The organism is Pseudomonas sp. 2822-15 (genome assembly GCF_002742515.1).
In the GTDB taxonomy this organism is placed as follows: domain Bacteria; phylum Pseudomonadota; class Gammaproteobacteria; order Pseudomonadales; family Pseudomonadaceae; genus Aquipseudomonas; species Aquipseudomonas salomonii.
Window position 1 is genome coordinate 230,551 of sequence record NZ_LJRY01000209.1, and the last position, 21,066, is coordinate 251,616.

15 protein-coding genes are annotated in these 21,066 nt (G+C 61.9%); 2 read left to right on the forward strand and 13 right to left on the reverse strand.

What is annotated here, in order from left to right; translation table 11 throughout:
* Nucleotides 1–187: 187 nt before the first annotated feature.
* From AOA59_RS23235 to AOA59_RS23275, 9 genes are all read right to left on the reverse strand, one after another.
* Nucleotides 188–3,295: an autotransporter domain-containing protein gene (locus AOA59_RS23235; protein ID WP_099489202.1), complete on the reverse strand. Its 3,108-nt coding sequence runs from the start codon at nucleotides 3,293–3,295 to the stop codon at nucleotides 188–190.
* 169 nt (nucleotides 3,296–3,464) lie between these two features.
* Nucleotides 3,465–6,422: an autotransporter serine protease gene (locus AOA59_RS23240; protein WP_099489203.1), complete on the reverse strand. Its 2,958-nt coding sequence runs from the start codon at nucleotides 6,420–6,422 to the stop codon at nucleotides 3,465–3,467.
* Between the two features lie 30 nt (nucleotides 6,423–6,452).
* On the reverse strand, nucleotides 6,453–7,787 hold the full coding sequence (locus tag AOA59_RS23245; RefSeq protein ID WP_065930092.1) for a TolC family outer membrane protein: 1,335 nt from the start codon (nucleotides 7,785–7,787) through the stop codon (nucleotides 6,453–6,455).
* Nucleotides 7,788–7,789: 2 nt separating this feature from the next.
* Entirely contained in the window at nucleotides 7,790–9,103 is a 1,314-nt protein-coding gene (locus AOA59_RS23250) for an HlyD family type I secretion periplasmic adaptor subunit (protein WP_099489204.1), read from the reverse strand.
* Nucleotides 9,100–10,854, reverse strand: coding sequence for a type I secretion system permease/ATPase (locus AOA59_RS23255; protein WP_065930094.1), 1,755 nt, complete (start codon nucleotides 10,852–10,854; stop codon nucleotides 9,100–9,102). The genes AOA59_RS23250 and AOA59_RS23255 overlap by 4 nt, the downstream gene beginning before the upstream one ends.
* Before the next feature lie 103 nt (nucleotides 10,855–10,957).
* Nucleotides 10,958–11,326 carry a protease inhibitor Inh/omp19 family protein gene (locus AOA59_RS23260; protein ID WP_099489205.1) on the reverse strand — a complete coding sequence of 123 codons (369 nt, stop codon included), beginning with the start codon at nucleotides 11,324–11,326 and terminating at the stop codon, nucleotides 10,958–10,960.
* Between the two features lie 49 nt (nucleotides 11,327–11,375).
* Nucleotides 11,376–12,824, reverse strand: a complete 1,449-nt coding sequence (locus tag AOA59_RS23265) for a serralysin family metalloprotease (RefSeq protein WP_058420241.1) — start codon at nucleotides 12,822–12,824, stop codon at nucleotides 11,376–11,378.
* 368 nt (nucleotides 12,825–13,192) lie between these two features.
* Entirely contained in the window at nucleotides 13,193–14,296 is a 1,104-nt protein-coding gene (locus tag AOA59_RS23270; RefSeq protein WP_099489206.1) for a P1 family peptidase, read from the reverse strand.
* A 9-nt stretch (nucleotides 14,297–14,305) separates the two neighbouring features.
* Nucleotides 14,306–15,670 (reverse strand): APC family permease, encoded by a 1,365-nt coding sequence (locus AOA59_RS23275; protein WP_099489207.1) that lies wholly within the window; start codon nucleotides 15,668–15,670, stop codon nucleotides 14,306–14,308.
* A 200-nt stretch (nucleotides 15,671–15,870) separates the two neighbouring features.
* On the opposite strand from AOA59_RS23275, the gene AOA59_RS23280 reads away from it, so the two are divergent.
* Nucleotides 15,871–16,656, forward strand: a complete 786-nt coding sequence (locus AOA59_RS23280) for a helix-turn-helix transcriptional regulator (protein WP_069787560.1) — start codon at nucleotides 15,871–15,873, stop codon at nucleotides 16,654–16,656.
* Between the two features lie 90 nt (nucleotides 16,657–16,746).
* On the opposite strand, the gene AOA59_RS23285 is transcribed toward AOA59_RS23280, so the two are convergent.
* The 4 genes from AOA59_RS23285 to AOA59_RS23300 are packed head-to-tail and all read right to left on the reverse strand — an operon-like array spanning nucleotide 16,747 to nucleotide 20,517.
* A complete protein-coding gene (locus AOA59_RS23285) occupies nucleotides 16,747–17,826 on the reverse strand; it encodes a polyamine ABC transporter substrate-binding protein (RefSeq protein ID WP_099489208.1) in 1,080 nt (359 codons plus the stop codon).
* Between the two features lie 60 nt (nucleotides 17,827–17,886).
* Complete coding sequence (locus tag AOA59_RS23290; RefSeq protein ID WP_099489209.1) at nucleotides 17,887–18,228, reverse strand: cupin domain-containing protein; 342 nt, start codon at nucleotides 18,226–18,228, stop codon at nucleotides 17,887–17,889.
* Nucleotides 18,229–18,254: 26 nt separating this feature from the next.
* On the reverse strand, nucleotides 18,255–19,661 hold the full coding sequence (locus AOA59_RS23295; protein ID WP_099489210.1) for an FAD-binding oxidoreductase: 1,407 nt from the start codon (nucleotides 19,659–19,661) through the stop codon (nucleotides 18,255–18,257).
* A gap of 49 nt (nucleotides 19,662–19,710) precedes the next feature.
* A complete protein-coding gene (locus AOA59_RS23300) occupies nucleotides 19,711–20,517 on the reverse strand; it encodes an AraC family transcriptional regulator (protein WP_099489211.1) in 807 nt (268 codons plus the stop codon).
* 256 nt (nucleotides 20,518–20,773) lie between these two features.
* On the opposite strand from AOA59_RS23300, the gene AOA59_RS23305 reads away from it, so the two are divergent.
* On the forward strand, nucleotides 20,774–21,046 hold the full coding sequence (locus AOA59_RS23305) for a DUF1652 domain-containing protein (RefSeq protein ID WP_026013572.1): 273 nt from the start codon (nucleotides 20,774–20,776) through the stop codon (nucleotides 21,044–21,046).
* The last annotated feature ends 20 nt before the right edge of the window (nucleotides 21,047–21,066 follow it).

Below are 21,066 nucleotides of genomic sequence, written 5' to 3' on the forward strand. Positions count from 1 at the left end.
GTGCCTCTCTGTTGTTGGATTTGTAGAGAAAGCGAAAAACACGTTTTAGCGTTGGACGCTGGCTTTATGTGGGAGCTGGCTTGCCTGCGATAGCCTCACCTCAGTGTCACTGACACACCGAGTTGCCTGCATCGCGGGCAAGCCCGGCGCCCACACAAACCCAACCCCATACACGGGGTGAAGCCTTTTAGAACGCCCAATCGAGGCTCAACCCCACCCCGTGGACCTTGTCCTTGCTGGCCAGCAGGCCGTTGTAATCAAAATTCACCCGCGCATCCTTGCTCAACGCCAGGCTGACCCGCGCACCGACCAACGCGGCATCACGCACCATCGGCGCACTTTCCACTGCGAACGCCGGGCCGCCCGAGGCAAACGCCAGGTGCCGCTCGGAATCGGTGCTGCTCAGGTTGTGCTGCCAGCCCAGGGTGCCGGACACGTCCAGTTGCTGGTGATCGTTCACGTTGAAGGTCTTCAAGGCGCGCACGCCCAGGGTGCTCAACACCACATCGCGCGTATCGTCGTGGCCTTTGAGCGCGGCGGCGTCACCTTTTTCGGTGAACCCATCAGTGTTCAGATGCACATAGGCCAGGTTGGCGAACGGCTCCAGGGCCAGCGGTTGCAGGTTGACGCGGTAAGCTGCCTCACCAAACACCTGGGTGCTGCTCGCATCGACTTTGACCTTCTGCTTGCCGGCCACATCGCCGTATTGCAGGTCACGCTTTACATCGCCGCGATGCCAGCTGTAGGTCGCCCCACCGCTCAGGCGCAAGGCACCGATCTCATGCCCGGCATAGGCACCGAAGTGGTAGCTGTCGACCGAGGCACGGGAGTGGGTGTCGTTGCCCATGTTCAACGAGGTGTCGCTGTAGCCGGCAACCAAGCCGATACGCGTCGACTCATCCAGCGCGCCATCCACGCCGGCGAGCATGCCGCCAAGCGAGGTGGTGTAGCCCGCGGTGTCGCTGCGGCTGTCGGTTTTGCCCCACGCGCCCAAGGCCTTGACCCACACGTTGCCACGGCTGTCGAGGGTGTCGCTGCCGGCGCCCATCTCGCCATGGCGCAGGCGTTCACCCACGGCTTCGCGCACGTAGCGGCTGTCGTTGATCAACGCACTTTGCAGCGCCGGGTAGATTTCGCCGGAGAGCTGCTGGAACGCGCCTTGGGCCGAGGCCGCATTCGGCGCCAGCAACAGGCTTTCATACACCGCATTGCCCGCGCCCAACTGGTCCGCCGCCGCCGCGACCGCACGCTGGTTCGGCGTGACCGCCACACTGGCGAAGCTGTTGGTGCGCGCCACGTCCAGCTGCACGCCGTTGGCGGCATAGTTGAGGGTGCCGCCGATAAACAGGTAGTTGGGCAGCACCGCGCCGAAGCTGCCGGTAATACCGCCTGCGGCTTGCAGGATGTTGTACTGGCGGCCGATCAGGCTTTGTGCCTGGGCATTAGTCAGCAGTGTCGGGCTGTTTTCCAGGGCCAGGGTCACGGTGCCGCCATTGAGCGTGGCGGTGCCGCCGGCCACGATGCGGTCGCTGCTGGTGGGCGACAGCTCCACCGCGTAGGTCGAACCCGCGTCAAAGGTCACGTTGCCCGCCACATTCAAGGTGCCGATGGAGTTACCCGGCGCCACGGTGCCGCCGCTTTTGGCGGTCAACGAGCCGATACGGCCGGAGCCTGCGAGCACACCGGTCTGGCTGACGGTAACGTCGGACGTGACCGAACCATTAATCGCCAGCAAGCCCTGGTTGACCAGGGTCGGCCCGCTGTAGGTGTTGGTGCCGCTCAGCACCAGCGTACCGATGCCTTGCTTGGTCAGGCCGCCATGGCCGGAAATGGCATTGCTCCATACATCCAGGCCGCAATGCACGTCGGTGCACAGACGCTGGGTCGGTTTGCCGGCGTCCACCACGGCGCCGATGCCTGGCAAGTCGGCGACAAACTGGCTGCTGCCGTAGGCGCCGTCGATACGGAACTCAGCAGGAATATCCTCGGCGGTGACGAACATTGCTGGCCCGTTGACGGCTTTGCCCAGGTTGATCATGCCCCAGCCATACAACGCGTCGATGCCCGGTGCGCCAAGGTCGGTGGCGGTGGTTTTAAGCACCGTGGCGACCTGCTCGCCGCTCATGTAGGGGAAGCGCTCCATCAGCACCGCCGCTGCGCCGGCCACATGGGGCGCCGCCATGGAGGTGCCGTTTTTGTTGGCCCAGTCGCTGGTCAGGTTGCTCAGGTCGGTGCCGTTGATGATCGAACTGAAGATCTTGGTGCCGGGCGCCGACACACAAAAGCTTGCCGCATAACCGCAGCGCGACGAGAAGGTGCTGATCACGTACGGGTTGGCACTCGCGGTGTCCGGGTTTTGCTGCAAGGCCGCTACCGACAGCCAGTTCGGCGCGATCTCCGGCACAAAGTACGCCAGGCCCGACATCGCATCCGGGTTGTTGCGGTTGTAGTCGTTACCGGCAGCAAAGATGGTCAGCACGCCGCTGCGGGCGGCATCGATTGCACCTTGGTAGGCGCCGCCGGCGATAGTGCCGAGGATCGGCCGGATATTGTTGAACTGCGCCTGGGCTTCATTGACCGTGAAGTTGGGGAACGCCGGATCGCGGCCGCCCTTGGCGTATTGATCGCCAATGCCGATGCCCCAGCTGTTGTTGATGATGCGTGCGCCGCTGGCCACCAGCCCATCCCAACCGGCCTTGTACACCGCACCGTCGTTACCGAGGATGATCCCGTCTTCCGGGCCTGGGTCGCCGTTTTCGGCGCTGAGGATTTGCGCATTGAACGCCACGCCGTGCATCGGCCCGCCGTCACGGTTACCGGCGGCAATCCCGCCGACGTGGGTGCCGTGGTTACCCAGCTTGCCGTTGGAGTCCTTGGACGGCGTGCCGTCATAGCGGAACGCATCGCCGGCCTTCACCGGGATATACGGGTCGGTGTATTGGCGGATGCCTTCGGTGACAATCGTCACCACCTTGTTGGGGCTGGCGAATTCCGGGTGCTGCGCATACACCGGCTGGTCAAAGATGCCCAGTTTGACGCCTTTGCCGGTGTAGCCGGCGGCATACGCGGTGTCTGAATGGATGGCGCCCAGGCCCCAGTCGGCCTTGAACTCGTTGCTGCGCCAACTGGCGGCATCGCCCAGTTTGCCGGTTTCCACATAGGGTGCGGCCTGGGCGGTCCCCAGACTTGCCAGGCAGCACAGCAACGCGCCGTATGGCACGCAGCTCAAAGCCTTGAGCGGGTAGCTCGGGCCTGTGTGAGTGGCGATCATTAACCCTGGTTTGCGTTTGTTCACGGTGACCTTCCTTAGTTTTCTTATTGCACTTTTTTGGAAATCCAACCCGATCGTTCCCACGCTCCGCGTGGGAATGCAGCCCAGGACGCTCTGCGTCCAAAGCGTGACGCAGAGCGTCACAAGAGGCATTCCCACGCGGAGCGTGGGAACGATCATCGCTGCGGTGTTTTTAGAACTGCCAGTTAAGGCTCAGGCCCACGCCTTGGGTTTTCGCGCTCCCGCCCAACTGGCCGTGGTAATCCAGGTTGACCCGCGTGGCCTTGCTCAACGCCAGGCTGGCCTGCACACCGACCAGCGCGGCATCGCGCAGCAAGGGCGAACTGCGCACGGCAAAGGACGGCCCGCCGGCGACAAACGCCAAGTGTTCTTCGGATTCCACCGCCGTCAGGCTGTGCTGCCAGCCCAGCGAACCGGACAGCTCCAGCTGTTGATGGTCGTTCAGTGGCACGGTTTTCAAGGCCCGCACGCCGAGGGTGCTGAGCACCGCATCGCGCCGATCACTGCCACGCTCCAGCGCCGCCGCAGCGCCTTTTTCATGAAAGGAATCACTGTCCAAGTGCACATAGGCCAGGTTGGCGAACGGCTCCAGCGCCAGCGGTTGCAGGTGAATGCGGTAGGCAGCTTCAGTGAACAACTGCGCCGTGCGGGCATCCAGCTTGGTCTTTTGCTTGCCGCTGACTGCGCCGTATTGCAGGTCACGCCTTACGTCGCCACGGTGCCAGCTGTAGGCGCCGCCCACGCTGACGCGCCAGTCACCCAGTTCACGCCCGGCATACGCGCCGAAGTGGTAACTGTCGATGGACGCCGACGAATGCGTGCCGCTGCCCATATTCAACGAGCTGTCGCTGTAGCCGGCCACCACACCCACGCGGGTCTGCTCGTCCAGAGCGCCGTCCACACCGGCGAGCAAACCGCCAATCGAGGTGGTCGAGCCTGCCGTTTCGCTGCGGCTGTCGGTCTTGCCCCAGGCGCCAAGCGCCTTGAGCCACAGGTTGCTTTCGCCGCTCACCGGCACATGGCGCAGGCGTTCGCCCACGGCATCGCGCAGTTGCAGGCTGTCGTTGATCAGCATCGCGCCAATCGCCGGGTAGATCTCACCCGACAGTTGCTGCAAACCCTGGCGGGCCGTGGCCACCGAGTCCGACTGCAACAGGCTTTCATACACCGGGTTGCCGGCGCCCAGTTGCTCGGCCGCCGTCGCGACATTGCGCTGGTTGCGCGTGGCGGCAACGCTGGCGAACGCAGCGTTGTTGCGCCCCACGTCCAACTGCACGCCGTTGGCGGCGTAATCGAGGCTGCCGCCGAGGAACAGGTAATTCGGCAACACCTGGCCAAACTGGCCCTGAATGCCGCCCGCCGCCTGCAGGATGCTGTACTGGCGGCCTATCAGGCTTTGCACCTGGCTCTGGCTAAGCAGTGTCGGGCTGTTTTCCAGTGCCAGGGTCACGGTGCCGCCGCCCAGCACGGCTTTGCCGCCTGCGACGATGCGGTCGCTGCTGGTGGGCGTCAGTTCCACCGCATAGGTGGAGCCTGCGCCCAGGTTCACATCACCGGCCACCTGCAAGGTGCCCACGGAATTGCCCGGTGCCACGGTGCCGCCGCTGTTGACGTTCAAGGCGCCGATGCGCCCGGAACCGCCGAGGGTGCCACTGTTGTTGACCGTCACCGCTGAGGTCAGCGAACCATTGACCGCCAGCAGGCCGCCATTGACGCTGGTTGCACCGCGATACGTGCTGTCGCCGCTGAGCACCAGGCTGCCGGCGCCGGATTTGATCAGGCTGCCCTCGTATACGCGGTTGGCCGCGGCCTGGTCACGGGCAGTGCCAACGGCGTAATCGGTCTGGTCCTGTTGGCTGGCATTCGCGCCCACGCCGTTCTGCCAGCCCTTGTCGATCAGGGTTTGCTGCCAAGCGCTGTGCTCGGCGCGGTCTTCGGCCTGGCGCTGGACCAACGCTTGGTCGGAGATGCCATTGCTCCATACATCACCCTGCCCGGCCGCCAAGTTGACGTTCATTGCGCCGAGCAATTGCCCCGGCCCGTGCATGGCCCGGCCGAGGTCCGGCACGCCCCAGCCGACGATGGTATTCGGTGCCTGAGTGACAGCACCGTCGAGCTGCGTGGCGGTGGTCAACAGCACCTGCAACGCCTGCTCATTGGTCATGTACGGGTAGCGCTCCATCACCAGCGCCAGCGCGCCGGTGGCATGGGGTGCCGACATCGAGGTGCCGGATTTGACCCCGTAACCGCCGTCGGGAATGGTGCTGTTGATCAGCGCGCCAGGCGTGGAAATGCACCAGTACTTGGCAATCCCGCATTTGTTGTATTTCTGGTTATTGGCCTTATCCAGGCCGGATACCGCCAGCCAGTGGCCTTCCAGTTCCGGCTGGAAATACGGCAAGGCCGAGCGCACGCTGGCATTTGCATACCCGCTATTGCCGGCGCTGAACACATTGATCACGCCAGCCTTGGCCACATCCGCAGCGGCATCCAGCCAGGTGCCTCGGTTGTAATGCTGGGCATAGGCCGCATGCAGGTCGCCGAGGGTCTGGTAGCTGACATCCTTGGGCTGGCTGCCCCAGCTGTTGTTGATGGCGCGCACGCCGGAATCCACCAGCGCGGTGTACACCGCCTTAAAATACTTGGGGTCCGGGGTCGGGCCAAACAGGAAGCTGTCGTTGGCGTTGGTATTGCCCACGTAGATTTGCGCGTTGTACGCCACGCCGTGCATGCCCACGCCATCACGGGCCGCGCCCATGGTGCCGGTGACATGGGTGCCGTGGGAATCGTTGTTGGGGTTGAGTGCGCCGGTGGTGCTGAACGCGCTGCCATCCACATACGTGCCGCTGGCGCTGACCGCGTGGTAGCGGTCTTTTGAGGCTTCGGGGTGGTTGGGGTCAAAACCCGAGTCCAGCGCGCCGACTTTGACCCCGTTGCCGGTGATGCCGGCTGCGTAGGCTTCATCGGCCTTCATGCGCCCCAGGCCCCAGTCGCTCTGGAATTCGGCGGAGCGCCAACTGGCCGGGTTACCCGCTTGGCCGGTTTCGGTGTAGGCCGCCTGCGCCGCAACGGACAACAGGAGTAACGAGCCTGCGGTAAACGGTTTGAAACGTGGTGAATGGGTGATCATCTGACCCCTCCTTATTCTTCTTATGGATGCTCATTTCACCGGGCCGAAGGCCTCATCGACTTTCGCCAGGTCGGTGTCACGCAAGTTGCCCGCGTAGTAGTGCAATTTGGTCCAGGCCATCAGGTAGTCGTAACGCGCCTGGGCCAGGTCGCGACGGGTGCTGTACAGCTGCTGCTCGGCGTTCAGCGCGTCGAGGTTGACCCGCTCGCCGCCGAGGATGCTTTGCTTGGTCGACACCACCAGCGCCTCGGCCGAGGTCAGCGCCTTTTGGTACGCACGCAGTTTGCTCACGCCCGACAGGCACGCACTGAACTGGCGGCGCAGTTCGATCAGGGTTTCACGGGTTTTGCCTTCCAGCTCGTACTCGGCCTGCTCCATGCCACGGCTGGCCTGACGGGTGGAGGCAGAGATACCGCCACCGGCATACAACGGCAGGCTGACTTCAACGCCGATGGTGTTGGTGTCGTAGCGCTGGTTGTAGGTGTTGCCGCTGTCGGACTCCTGTTTGCGCGCGCTGGCATACGCGGTGATCTTGGGCAAATGCCCGGCGCGGTTGCGCTCCACTTCATAACGCGCAACTTCCACGGCCTGGCGTTGCGACGCCAGCGTGGGGTTATTGCTCAGCGCCAGTTCATGCCATGTGTCGTAGTTGGCCGGGGTCAGGGTGAAGGCGGCAAAGCTCTGGTTCAGCGGCGCCAGGTCGTGGATGTCGACGCTTTGCACGCCGATCAACGCCCCCAGCTCGCGCAACGACGCGTCCTGCTCGTCCAGCGCCTGGATCTCTTCGGCGGTGGCCAGCTCATAGCGCGACTCGGCTTCGAGAATATCGGTGCGCGTGCCTTCGCCCTGCTGGAACAGGTGCTGGTTCTGCTGGAACTGCTGCTCGTAGGCCTTTTTCTTGGCGCGCGCGATGTCGATCTGGTCCTGGGCAAACAGCGCCTGGGTGTAATAGCTCAGCACCCGCACCAGCAACGCCTGGCTCTTGTCGCGAAAGCTCTCATCGGCAAACAGCGCCTGGGCCACGCCCTTGCGGTAGTTGGCGTAGGCTTCGTAGTCGAACAAGGGTTGTTGCAGGCTGAAGGTCGAGCCGTAGCTGTTGTAGTTGCGGTCGTCGCGGTAACTGCCGCCGCGCCCGTCCGGCAGGTGCGCTTCGGAATTGTTGCGGCCCTTGTTGTAGTTGTACGACAGGCGCGGCAACAGCCCGGCACGGCCGATGGTGCGGTTTTCCAGGCCGGCGTCGCGCTCCTTGATGGCGCCGAGGAACACCGGATCGTTACGCAATGCCTGCTCGTACACATCAAACGGGCCCATGGCGGCGTGGGCACTGGTGCAGCTCAACAGTAAGGTGATGAACACAACGCGCATGCTCATTCCTCAGTCAACGCAGAACCGGCGCGATCGAGCAGCGGCTTGAACAGGTAATTGAGCAGCGAGCGTTCGCCGGTGCGCACAAACATCTCGGCGGGCATGCCCGGCTTGATCACCAGGCCGTGGAGTTTTTCCAATGCCGCCTCGCTGACCGTGGTGCGCAGCACGTAGTAAGGCTGGCCGGTCTTTTCATCGAGCATCTGGTCGGCCGAGATCAGGCTGACTACGCCCGGCACGCGCGGAGTACGGCTTTGGTTGAACGCAGTGAAGAGGATATCGACCGGCAGGTGGGTGCCCACTTTATCGACCAGATTCACCGGCAAGCGCCCTTCCACTTCCAGGCGCGTGCCCTGGGGCACGATCTCCAGCAGGGTTTCACCGGCGCGCACCACGGCGCCCTCGGTGTGCACGCTGAGGTTGACCGCAATGCCATCGGCCGGTGCATTGATTTCGCTGTGCTGCAAATCAAAACCCGCCGAGGTCAGTTGCTGCTCCAGGGTCAGGCTGCGCAGTTGCGCGTCGGCCAACTGGCTGCGCACCTCTTTCTGATATTCCTCGCTGTGCTGCTGCAACTTGAGGCGCGACTCGAGAATGCCCTGCTCCACTCGGCCACTTTCGCCGCTGTTCTGGGCCAGGTCCTGCTGCACCTGGGACAGTTGGCGCTGGTAGTCCAGCAAGCGGTTGCGCGGGATATAACCGTTGTCGGCCAGGGGTTGCAGGTTGGCCAATTGATCACGCAGCGATTGCGCCTGGGCGGACAGGTCGGTGCGCGCACGGCGCATGCCACTCAGTTGCGAGGTGGCGCCATCGATATTGGCGCGGATCCCGGCCTGCTCACGGGCAAAGGCTTCGCGGCGGCTGCTGAACAGCTGGCGCTGGCCTTCCAACACCAGGGCCAGGGCCGGGTCGGGGTTGGCGCTCAGCTGAGCAGGAAAGGTAATCGCGGCCTGGTTGTCACGCTCGCTCTGCCAGCGCGCGACGCTGGCCCAGGCCATGCGGTACTGGGCTTGCAGCGACTGCACGTCGGCCTGGTTCTGGGTCTGGTCGAGGCGAAACAGCGGCTGGCCCTGTTTGACCCGCTCGCCCTCCTTCACCAGAATGCGGCTGACCACGCCGGGGCTGAAGGTTTGCACGGCCTTGCGCTTGCCCGAGACCACCACCGTGCCTTGCACCGGGATGCCCTGGTCCAAGGGCGCGAGGCTGGCCCAGAGGAAAAACCCACCGGCGCCGACAACCGTCAGCCACCAGCCCATTTTCACGAAAAAACCGGCGTCGCGCTCTTTAAAACGGGGCTCAACTGTAAGGCTGCTCATGCGCCTGGATTCCTTCCGGTCTGGTACTGACGGCTAAGGCTCACACCGGCCTTTTCCCGCGGCGCTTCCTGCTGCTGGCCCGACAACGCGCGCAGCACTTCCTGGCTGGGGCCGAAGGCCTGCAATTGGCCTTCACTGAGCACCAGCAACTTGTCGGCCTGGGCCAACGCCGAAGAACGGTGGGTGACCAGCACCACGCTGCTGCCCTGGGCTTTCATCTGCACAATGGCGCTGGCCAAGGCGGCCTCGCCCACGGTGTCGAGGTTGGAGTTGGGCTCATCCAGCACGATCAAACGCGGCGCGCCATACAGCGCACGCGCCAGCGCCACGCGCTGCTTCTGGCCACCGGACAGGCCGCCACCGTTGTCGCCCAGCACGGTGTCGTAGCCCTGGGGCAGACGCAGGATCAACTCATGCACACCGGCCTGTTGCGCGGCTTTCACTACTCGCTCCGGGTCGGCGTCACAAAAGCGCGCAATGTTGTCGGCGATGCTGCCGCTGAACAGTTCGATGTCCTGGGGCAGGTAGCCGATATGCGGGCCGAGGTCGTCGCGGTTCCAGCGATGGATATCCGCACCGTCCAGGCGCACAGTGCCGGCCAGGGTGGGCCACACGCCAACCAGCACGCGGGCCAGGGTCGACTTGCCCGAACCCGAAGCACCGAGCACGCCCAGCACTTCACCGGCACCAAGGCTGAAACTGACTTGCTGCAACGTCGCCACACGCCGCCCCGGCGGACCAGCGCTGACCTGCTCAAAACTCACCTGGCCCTTGGGCGCCGGCAAGGTCATGGGCTCGGCTTCGGGTGGAAACTCACGCAGCAGGTCATCAAGGCGCTGGTAAGCCAGTTTGGCCGAACTCCACTGCTTCCAGACTGCAATGAGCTGGTCGATGGGGCTGAGCACGCGGCCCATCAGGATAGACCCGGCGATCATCATACCCGCCGTCATCTCGCCCTTGATCACCAGGAAAGCGCCCAGGCCGAGCACCAGGGATTGCAAACACAGGCGCAGGGATTTGCTCAGAGAGGTGATCACCGAACCGGTGTCGCTGGCCTTGTTCTGAAACCCGAGGAACTGCGAATGCACCGCGAACCAGCGTTTGCGCAACGCACCGAGCATGCCCATGGCCTGGATGGTCTCGGCGTTGTGCAGGTGGCTGGTGGCCAGCTGGGTCGACTGCTGGGAAAAAGCCCCCGCCTCGCCCAGGGGCTTTTTGGTCAGGTATTCATTCAGGCACGCCAGTGCGATCAGCAGCACAGCGCCTGCCGTGGCCAACACGCCCAGCCACACGTTGAACAGGAAAATCACAAACAGATAGATGGGAAACCACGGCGCATCGAAGAACGCAAACAGCGCAGGCCCGGTGATGAATTGGCGGATCACGGTCAAATCGCCCAGCGACTGCCCGGCATGCCCCTGGCCGCGTTGCAGGTTGCGTTCAAACGCGGCTTTGTACACACGCAAGTTGAAGCGCCGTTCCAACTGGCTGCCGATACGTATCACGACAAAACTGCGCAGCACTTCCAGGGTGCCGATAAAGACAAAGAAGCCAACGACCATCAGCGTCAACATCACCAGGGTGGTTTCATTCTGGGAGGACAACACACGGTCATACACTTGCAGCATGTAAATCGACGGCACCAGCATCAACAGATTAATCAGGGCGGTAAAGCAGCCGATGCTGATTAAAATACTCTTGTATTCACCCAGCGCCCTGAATAAGGGCGCAACCACATGGGACTTCGCCATAGTGTCTGATCTTCCCCAAAGCAAATGACGCGCAATAGTTGCCCCAGCCCTGAAGTGGGACGGCCAACTATTAATCTCTAGTTATAAGCTTATAACGTTTTAATTAAGGTGTTCGCTGCAGCACAAGTTCCGTGATTGAAGCTGTATGCCCTTTGTATTCACCGTCTCTTTCGCGGTTCAAATGAATAATCCCGCTGCCCTCGGTGTTAAACAGCCAGATACCGTCCGGGGTCGGCGACCAACTGATCGGTTTATCACCCAGCCAACGTTCGGCGCAGGCAACATCACCGGCCAGAGCATTGGGCTGATCCAACAGATCGAGTGCGCACACCTGATCCTGCTGCTTCAACTCCCAATGGCCGGCCAGTTGCGCGGTGGTGGGTAAAACAAGACTGCTCGCCATGACGTGGGCTCCTGCCGAAACGAACAACACCTGTGAAGCACAGGCGATCAAATGGGAAAAACGCGGCATCTAATGCTCCATCCTGAGCGCGCGGCGCCGGAGCGCCGCGCGCTTTACATCAGGCTACGATGTCGCTGGCGACGGCCTGGCCGACGGTGGTGACGAGGAAATCCGCCACGCCGTGCCCGGAGAAGTCCACCGCCAAGGTGCCCAGGTTGGTACCCGAGGCATAGCTCAGTACAGCATCACCGGCATGCCCGGTGAATGCATTGACGAAGCTCAAGCCTGCACCTTTGGTGATCCCGGACAGGTCGATCTTGTCCGAACCGGAGGTGAAGTCAAAGATCTTGTCCGCCGCACCCGGCTTGGAATCGGAACTGGCACCGTACACGAAGGTGTCATTGCCGGCGCCGCCCCACAGTTGGTCCGCCCCGCCACCGCCGTAGATGATGTCGTTGCCGGCACCGCCCTTGATCACGTTGACCGCGTTGTTGCCGATGATCAAGTCATTGCCCGAACCGCCGAACGCGTTTTCGATGGTGACGCCCTTGGCGATGGACACGTTGCCCACCAGGCCGCCAACGTCGGAGAACGAGGCCTCATTGAGGTTGATCTTCTGATTTTGGGTGAAACCGGAGAAGTCCAGGGTGTCGTTGCCGCCACCGTCCCATACCGAGAACACCAGCTTGTCGGCATTGGATGTGGCGCTGAGGAAGTCACGCCCGGTGTTGGAGTTGAAACCGTAGGTGGTGTCGCCGGCGCGGGTGGCGTAGTTGGCGCCGTAGAGCTTCTGGATCGCGGCAATGTCGTCGATCAGCGGGCCGGACGAATAGGCTTCGACCCCGCCTTTACTGAAGTTCTGGTTGGTGTTGCTCTCGCTCCAGTAACTCATGACGCTGTAGCCACGCGTGTCCTGTCCATAGTCCGCGTCTTTGTAGGAAGGGTTGCCGGTCCCGGCGTTGTAGTCGCCAGGGTGATCCAGGCCCAGGGTGTGGCCGATTTCATGGGTCAGGGTCTGCCGGCCATAGTTGTTCAGGTCCGGCGTCTTGTTCGGCGTGTAGCTGTTGTTGGTCAGGTACCAGGAGGTACCGTCCAGCCCGCTCTCGTTGTACTTGGCATTGGTGCCAGGCAGGTAAGCAAAGGCCGCTGCGCCGTCCTGGCCGCTGCTGTAGTTGCCGAAGGTCATGTGGAAGTCACCGCCCGAGGCTTTCTCGGTGAAGGTGACCTTGGCCACATCCGCCCAGGATTGCATGGCCAGTACGGCCTGTGCTTTTTGCTGGGTGTTGAACTGGCTGAACCCGGAGATGCCATGTTTGTTCATGGTGGCCGAGGAAGCCGAGGTCAGAAAGGTGTAGGTGAGATCGATCTTGCCGTTGCCATCAATGTCCCGATACGCAGCGTTCTCGCGCAGCAGGTGGTCGGCGGCCTGGTCCACGGTGAACGAGGGCTTGCCGTTGACCGTGAGGTTGCCGCCACGGTCATACAGATGGCTGAAGCTATCGATTTGCGAGTAAGCAGTGCTGGCTTGCGCGGCAGATACAATAGCTTTGTCTTTTACTTTTGACATAAACGTACTTCCTTGTTTGCAAGTGCATCAGTCTTTGTTCGACAGGAACCTCGCGGGCGAGGATCGTCCTATCACTCGCCTCTTTTGAAGGCGTATCGAAACTGACACAACTTGAAATCTTTCGTCTACACATATTTCAGCAACAAAAATGTGACGTGGATTCAACTTGAGGAAGTCGCACACAGCGTTTATTGGGGGTCATTGCGCTTGCGTCGCAAATCGCCGCCCAGTGTTATTTAAATATTAAATAGCGGTAAAGCCGCTCTTGATGAGCGGCGCTCTCGAATAATGGATCCAATATATTGACACGGTGCCATAGTTCAATATTAAAGAGCCACTACCGGCACTAATAAAGTGCATGTCCCCCATTACCGGGCCAGACTCCAACCACACTTGTTTAACGCGCCGATTAATACTTCGTCGGCAAGTCCGGGCACCGTGACGCCGTCTTCAGTGGTCATGTCTTCGCCCGCCAGGATCGCGTTGATGATCGCCTCCTCCACCGCCTCTGCGGCGGCACTGAACAACGGCGAAATGTGGTCGTTGTTGACCATGCGCAACACGCTGCTGAGTGCCAGGTCCTTGCGCCCGTAATCTGCCGGTGGCAGCCCGTGATTGCCGGTGGCGAAGGCCAGGAACAGGTCGCCACTGGAATCCTCGGTGCCGCCGCCGGTGCGTGCGATACCGATGGACGCGCGTTGTGCCAGGCGCTGGCATTGATGGGGCAGCAACGGCGCATCGGTGGCGATGATGACTACGATCGAACCCATGCCCGGCGTGCCCCGCTCGGCGAACGGCGAGGGTATGTCCATCAACTGGCGCCCCACCGGGTAGCCATCCACGCGTAACTCCTGGCGCTTGCCATGGTTGGCCTGCACCAGCACACCGACGGTCCAGCCGCCCTGCTCCTCAGGCACACGCCGGGAGGCGGTGCCTATACCGCCCTTGAACTCATGGCAGATCATGCCGGTGCCGCCGCCGACTGCGCCCTCTTGCACCGGGCCGCCCTCGGCCGCCTCCAGCGCCTGGCGTACATGTTCTGGCTTGACGTGCTGGCCCCAGATATCGTTGAGCAAGCCGTCGTAGGTTTCCATCACCACCGGCATGCACCAATACACCGCCGGGTCCGCCAGGCGCTCGCGCTCCAGGGCGATCAGGCTGTCACGCACAATCCCGATGCTGTGGGTGTTGGTGATGGCGATCGGCGTGGTCAGCAGCCCCGCTTCGCTGATCCACTCAAGGCCGGTGGCGTCGCCGTTGCCGTTGAGCACGTGGTAGCCGGCGAAACACGGTTGCCGGCGTGCCTCCCCGGCGCGCGGCTGGATCACGCTGACGCCGGTGCGCACCTGTTTGCCGTCGACACTGGCCTTGAGCGTGGCGTGGCCCACGCGGACGCCGGGAACATCGGTGATGGCATTCAATTCGCCGGGCGTACCCAGCCCCAACGTAATGCCCAATTGACGTGCACGCATACCCACTCCTTACAATTTCTGAAACGCCGGACTCGTCCGGCCACTGATGCAATACAAAATCACCGACAAGGCCAGCAAGCCGATGATGATCATGATGTCGCGTACCGACGCCGCCGCGATCAGGGTCACCAGCAGGTAACCGGCGCCCAGCACGGCCAGCACTGCCGGCAGCGGCCATAACGGCATGCGATACGGATGCTCGCGATCACGCAGCAGCACCCGGCTCATCAGCGCGCTCAACGCCACCACCAGGTACACCAGGATGATCAGCAATACACTGAAGGACGTCAGGTCCGCCAGGTTCGAGCTGAAACTCAACAGCGCCGAAGGGATGGCCAGAAACAATGTCGCCAGCCATGGAGAGTCCCAGCGCGGGTGGATACGTGTAAACAGCGCGTTGATACGCGGCGTCCACAGGGCATCACGGCCGCTGCTGAACACCACCCGGCCAATCTGGATGACGATGGCGACAATCGCGTTGAACACCGACAGGAAGATCCCGGCGCTGACCAGGCGTGACAGGGTTTCATTGCCGTGGCTGCTCAGCAGATAGCCGATCGGGTCGGGGCTGCTGATCATCTCGCTCAGCGACGGCGCGCCGATCAACAGCGCCGTGATCGGCACCAGTTCGATCACCACCACCAGCCCCAGCGACCACAGCACAGCCTTGTGCACGCCTTTGCCACCGCACTTCATGTCTTCGGCCAGCAATACCGCCGGACCATACCCATTAAACGAGAACAGGCCGATGCCCACGGCGCCGATCACCAACGCCCAGGGCGCCAGGTGCAACACGCCGTTTTCGACGATCTGCGGCTGGAACAGCACGCTGGCCGGTTGTACCGGGTTGCCAAAGCCGATAACAACGATCACCAGCAACGCCGCTACTTCCAGCAGCAGGCACGTGCCGGTGATCCAGGCATTGAGCTTGATATTGAGGATACCCAGGGCGTAGCTGCACACCACGATGACCAGGGCCACGGTTTGCGAGTCGAATTTAGTGCCCAGGGCGTTATTCAGGTACGTCGCTGCACCGGTGGCCAAGACCGGCGGGATAAACAACAGCATCACCAGCACGGTCAGAAACGTCGCATAACCGGCCATGCCACCAAACACCCGTTTGGCATACACGTATTCACCACCGGCGCTGTTATGGGCGCGACCGAGTTCGGCGTAACAGAAGGCGAACATCAGCGCGAGCAAGGCCGCCATCACAAACGCCAGGAACACACCACTGCCCGCCTGCTGGATGGCAAAGGGTGCAATCACGAATACCGAGCTGGCCGGCGTGACCGCCGACACCGTAATGGCCACCACATCGAACACACTCAGGGTTGGCTTGAGCACGCCGTCTGGCGCGGGGGAAGCACTCATATCGTTATCCTCTATCGTTGTTTTTGGTAGGAGGCAGAAACGAAAAAAGTCGGGCGCTTGCGAGATATGTTTCTCGCTGGATGACGGCAAAGTAAACGCTGCGTTTATGCAGGCCAATTCCCCTATTGGCGTACTCCCCTTGACGATACGCGGCAAAAGCCGAACCCTTGGCCGATCTATTGAGGGCTGGAGCCGTGTTTATGAGCCTGTTCAGAGAGGTCGGCATGCATGCTGGCCTGGGCCGTACCGTTGCACACCTGGGCAGCGAGCGCTTCTGGAAACAGCTGGTGCTGTTGCTGCACCAATGCCTGCCGTTCGATAACGCCCTGGCGATTTTTTATCCCCTCGATGGCCCGCCCGTGGCCCTGGAAGAATTCGACGCCCAGCCCACCAGCAAACCGGCCTCGATGCTGGTGTATCTCAATGGCCTGTACCTGATCGACCCGTTTTACCAGGCTTACCGCGAAGGTTATGCCAGCGGCGTGTATCGCCTGGAGGAAGTGGCACCGGACCATTTTCGCCAGAGTGAATACTTCCTCAACTACTTCCACGACAACGTGCTGGAAGACGAGGTGCAATTCATTCTGCAATTGCCGGGTACGGGGACGCTGTCGTTATCGCTGGGCATGCAGCGGCGCTTCAACTTTGAAGAAACCGGGTTGATGACCACACTGGCGGCCTGGGTGCTGCCGCTGATGCAGCAGCACTGGCAGCAAAGCACCCAGCGTGCACCGGCGATGGATACGCAGATTCGCGATGCGCTGAGCCATTTCGGCAGCGGTGTGCTGTCGGAACGCGAGCTGGAAGTGGCGCGCCTGGTATTGCGCGGGTTCTCGTCCAAGGCCATGGCCGAGCGCTTGAAGATCTCGCCGGACACCGTGAAGGTGCACCGGCGACACCTGTACGCAAAGCTGGATATTTCGTCACAGCCGGAACTGTTTTCGTTGTTTATCCAGTCGTTGGGGCATGATCTGGAAAACCCCTGAACCGCGGGACGCGGAGCGTCCCTGGCTGCATTCCCACGCAGAGCGTGGGAACGATCAAAGCCAGCTCCCACAGGGGGCTCGGTGTAACGCCTAGCGCCCGGTACGAATGGTGTTCCACACCCGCGTACGAATCCGGTCGATGTTCAGCGGCATTGCTTCCAGTGCAAACAACTTGCCCATCATTTCCGGGCTCGGGTACACCTTGGTGTCGGCCTTGATTGCAGGGTCTACCAGGCTGTCAGCCGCCGCGTTGCCGTTGGCGTAGTGCACGTAGTTGGTGATGCTGGCCATCACTTCCGGGCGCAGCAGGTAGTTCATGAACGCGTAACCGGCTTTTTCATTCGGGGCATCGACGGGCATGGCGACCATGTCGAACCAGATGGCGGCGCCTTCCTTGGGGATGTTGTAGCCGATGTTCACGCCGTTTTTGGCTTCCTTGGCGCGGCTTTCGGCCTGCAGGATGTCGCCGGAGAAGCCGACGGCCACGCAAATGTCGCCATTGGCCAGGTCAGCGGTGTATTTCGAGGAATGGAAGTAGGCCACATACGGACGCACTTTCATCAGCAGCCCTTCAGCCTTTTTGTAGTCCTCGGCCTTTTTGCTGTGGGGCGGCAGGCCCAGGTAATTAAGCGCCGCCGGCAGCAGTTCCGGGCCGTTATCGAGAATCGCCACGCCGCATTTTTGCAGCTTGGCCATGTTCTCGGGTTTGAAGATCAGGTCCCAGGAATCCACGGGCGCGTTGTCGCCGAGCACTGCCTTGACCTTGTCGATGTTGTAGCCGATGCCGGTGCTGCCCCACAGGTAGGGGAAACCATGCTCGTTGCCCGGGTCGTTGTTTTGCAGGGCCTTGAGCAGCACCGGGTTGAGGTTTTTCCAGTTCGGCAGCTGGCTCTTGTCGAGCTTTTTGAGGGCGCCGCCTTGAATCTGCCGGGCCATGAAGTGGTTGGAGGGGAACACGACGTCATAGCCGGATTTGCCGGTCATCAACTTGCCGTCGAGGGTTTCGTTGCTGTCGTATACGTCGTAGGTGAAACCGATGCCGGTTTCTTTTTGGAAGTTCTTGGTGGTGTCCGGCGCGATGTAGTCCGACCAGTTGTAGATCTTCACCGTCTCGGCGGCCTGGCTGATAGCGGCCACCCACATCAAGGGCAACAGGGCAATGGCTTTCATGGTTCGATTTCCTGGCGGTTTTAGGGCTGTTTTTATGGCAGGCGATCAAGGATCAAAGCGTTACAGGATCAATACGTAGGTCTTGCGCACGGTCTCGTGGATATCCCAGATACCGGTGCTGTTGGCCGGCAACATCAGTGCATCGCCGGCTTGTAGGTGAACGACTTCGCCGTTGTCCGGCGTGAAGGTGCAGCGGCCCTGGATGAAGTGGCAAAACTCCTGGGATTTGATCTGCCGGCGCCAGCGGCCTGGGGTGCATGCCCAGATGCCGGTTTCGACGCCATCGCTGCGCTCCATGCTCAAGGTCGAGGCCACGGCGATAGGCTCGCCCAAGGGCACGGCTACCGGTGAGGAGTCCGGCAGATGGGCGTTCAGCGCGTCTTTGAAGTGAGTGATGCTCATGGGTTTTCCCGTGTGAGTGAAACATCTCAGTGCATAAAACCTTCCATGAACCCGGCCACGCCGGTCGCCAATTTGCGCCGCCAGGGCGCGCTGTTGGGGTTGGCCAACACTTGGTCTTCATGGACAAAACTGCGAATGATCGCGTTGTAACCCAGCCAGCGGCAGGGCTCGGGCTCCCAGGCCTTGAGCGCGTCCAGGCCACGCTCGCGAATCACCCAGGGCTGGGTGGTCAGCGGCGTATCGAGGCCCAGAATCATGTCAGCGAGCGTACGACCACCGAGGTTGGTGGCGCCGACGCCCTCCCCGCCATAACCGCCGGACAGCGCGATGCCGGTGGTGTGATCGCAGAGCATGTGCGGTCGGAAGTTGCGCGACATGCCGAGGTTGCCGCCCCAGGAGTGGGTAATCTTGACGTGTTTGAGCTGCGGAAAGAGTTCGCTGAACAGGTAGCGACGCAGCGCCACTTCGTCGGTGCTCAGGTCGAAGTTATGGCGCAACTTGCCGGCAAACTGATAGCCGCCACGGGCGCCGAATATCAGGCGGTCATCCGCCGAACGCTGCCCGTAGGTGACCTGGCGGCTGCTTTCGCCAAAGGCCTGGCCCCGGTTCAAGCCAATCTCATCCCAGGTGCTGGCCGGCAACGGTTCGGTGGCGACCATCAGGCTTTGCACCGGTAACTGATAGCGCCCCAACGGCGGCAACGTGGTGGCGTAACCTTCGACCGCCGGCACCACCCACGCGGCGCGCACGCTGGCGTTGGCCGTGCGCACGCTGCCGGACTGCCAATGGGTGACGGGGCTGTTCTCATAGATCGTCACGCCCATGCTCTCCACCACCCGCGCCAGGCCGCGCACCAGTTTGGCCGGGTTGATGGTCGCGACATGGGGCGCATAGATGCCGCCATACGGCCTGGCGATGCGGATCTGCTCGGCCAGCTGTTGCGGGCTCAGCCAGCGGTAATCCGCTTCGGTGAGGCCCTGGGCGTGGAGCGTGTCCAGGTAACGGCGCAGGCTGCCTTCCTGCTCCGGGTAGCGCGCCGCGCAGTACAGCACGCCGCCCTTGCGGTAGTCGCAGTCAATGCCTTCACGGGCCAGTACTTGGGCAACTTCGTCGGGGATGCCATGCAGCAGGTCAAACGAGGCGCGCCGTTGTGGCGGTGACAGGCCGGCCAGCAGGCGGTCTTCGCCCAACAGGTTGCCCATCAGCCAGCCGCCATTGCGGCCCGAAGCACCGAAACCTGCGGTCTGCGCTTCGATAATCGCGATCTTCAGCTCCGGGGCCTGGCGCTTGAGGTAGTAGGCGGTCCACAACCCGGTGTAGCCGGCGCCGATAATCGCCACATTGACGTCCAAGTCATGCGCCAGGAACGGCCGCGCCACCAGCGGGTCGTCCAACTGGTCCATCCATAAACTGATGTTGCGCCATGCCGGCATGCCAAGCTCCCCAACCTCGTTTCGATAGGCTGGATCCTAGAGCGTGGCGTCAGGGAGTGTCTTGCGCGCGTGCACGCAGAGAAATTTGTTTGACGTAGGCCTTGGGCGATTGCCCGGTGTGTTGGCGGAACGCGCTGTAGAACGCCGACAGTGAATTAAAACCGGCGGCAAACGCCAGGTCATCGACCTTGATCGGCGGCACGGCCTTGTCCAGCGCGGCCAGCAGGTGCTGGAGCCGAGCCTGGTTGACGTAGCGGTAGAAGCTCTGGCCCAGCACCTGGTTGAGCAGGTAGGAAATCTGATTGCGGCTGTAGCCACACTCATTGGCCACACGTTGCAGGTCCAGCGCCGGGGCCAGATAGGGTTGCTTGAGTTCGAAGTACTGCTGCAGATCGTTGGCCATATGCCCCAATTGCTGGGGCGACAAGCCCAGGCGGCTGACCGTCGGACGCAGGTTTTGGGCCGGCTGCTCATGCACCAGGGAGGCGTATTCGTTGACGCGCCAGATCAACCCATCGCGCACGGTGATCGCTTCACTGGTGCGAAATGACACCAGGCCCTGGCCGCCGCGCAGGGTAATGCGGTACTGGATAAACGCGGTGTCACCGTCGGCGCGAATGCGGTCGATGTGCTCGATCGCCTCGTCGGCGCCACGCGGCATGCTGGCCTGCAGATACTCGCGCAACTCGGCCTGACCCACCACGCGGTTTTGGAAGAAGTCGTGGTACTGAATGTCGGGGTGGTAGTAGGACATCACGCCCTCCAGGTCGCGATGGCGCCAGCACAGGTGATGGCGCAACACCAGATCGCCGGTGGCTTGGGTTTGTTCGCACTCTTCACTCAAAACGGGCTGCATGGACGGCTCTGCGGCGGGAATGCCTGGAAGATTGCCGAATTTGCCGGCGGCATTCAATGGTCAATCGGAACTTCTGACTAATGGCCTTTTGCCTAGTCACGAGTAAGACATGACCCATGTCATATAATCGCGAAAGAACTGCCGAACGGCCCTTAAAAAGTCAACGCGCGCTTGCGAACGAATGCTATTTTTAACCTCTTGATGCCACGACCAGTGAAGGTCATGGCCCCCTGCCGCGAGCTAAAGGAAGCGCTCAATGAACAAGGTGGGCAACATGAACAAAGTGACATTTCCCAATGCCTGCCAACTGATGCGCTGGCACTTTCATCCGATGGGCTTCGAGGGGAGCATGGACGCCCCCGGCAGTATGGTCGCACGCCTGTTCGACCGGGCCAGCGGCGAGACGTTAATCGCGATTGCCGGCATTCCTTGCGCCACGGTGATGAATGCGGCGGATGTGGAGCGCATTATCGAAGCGGTGGAGGATGAGCTGGAGTGTTTTGTGCCGCCGCTGTCGTTGCGGGCGTGACGCTCATTTATAAGCCGATG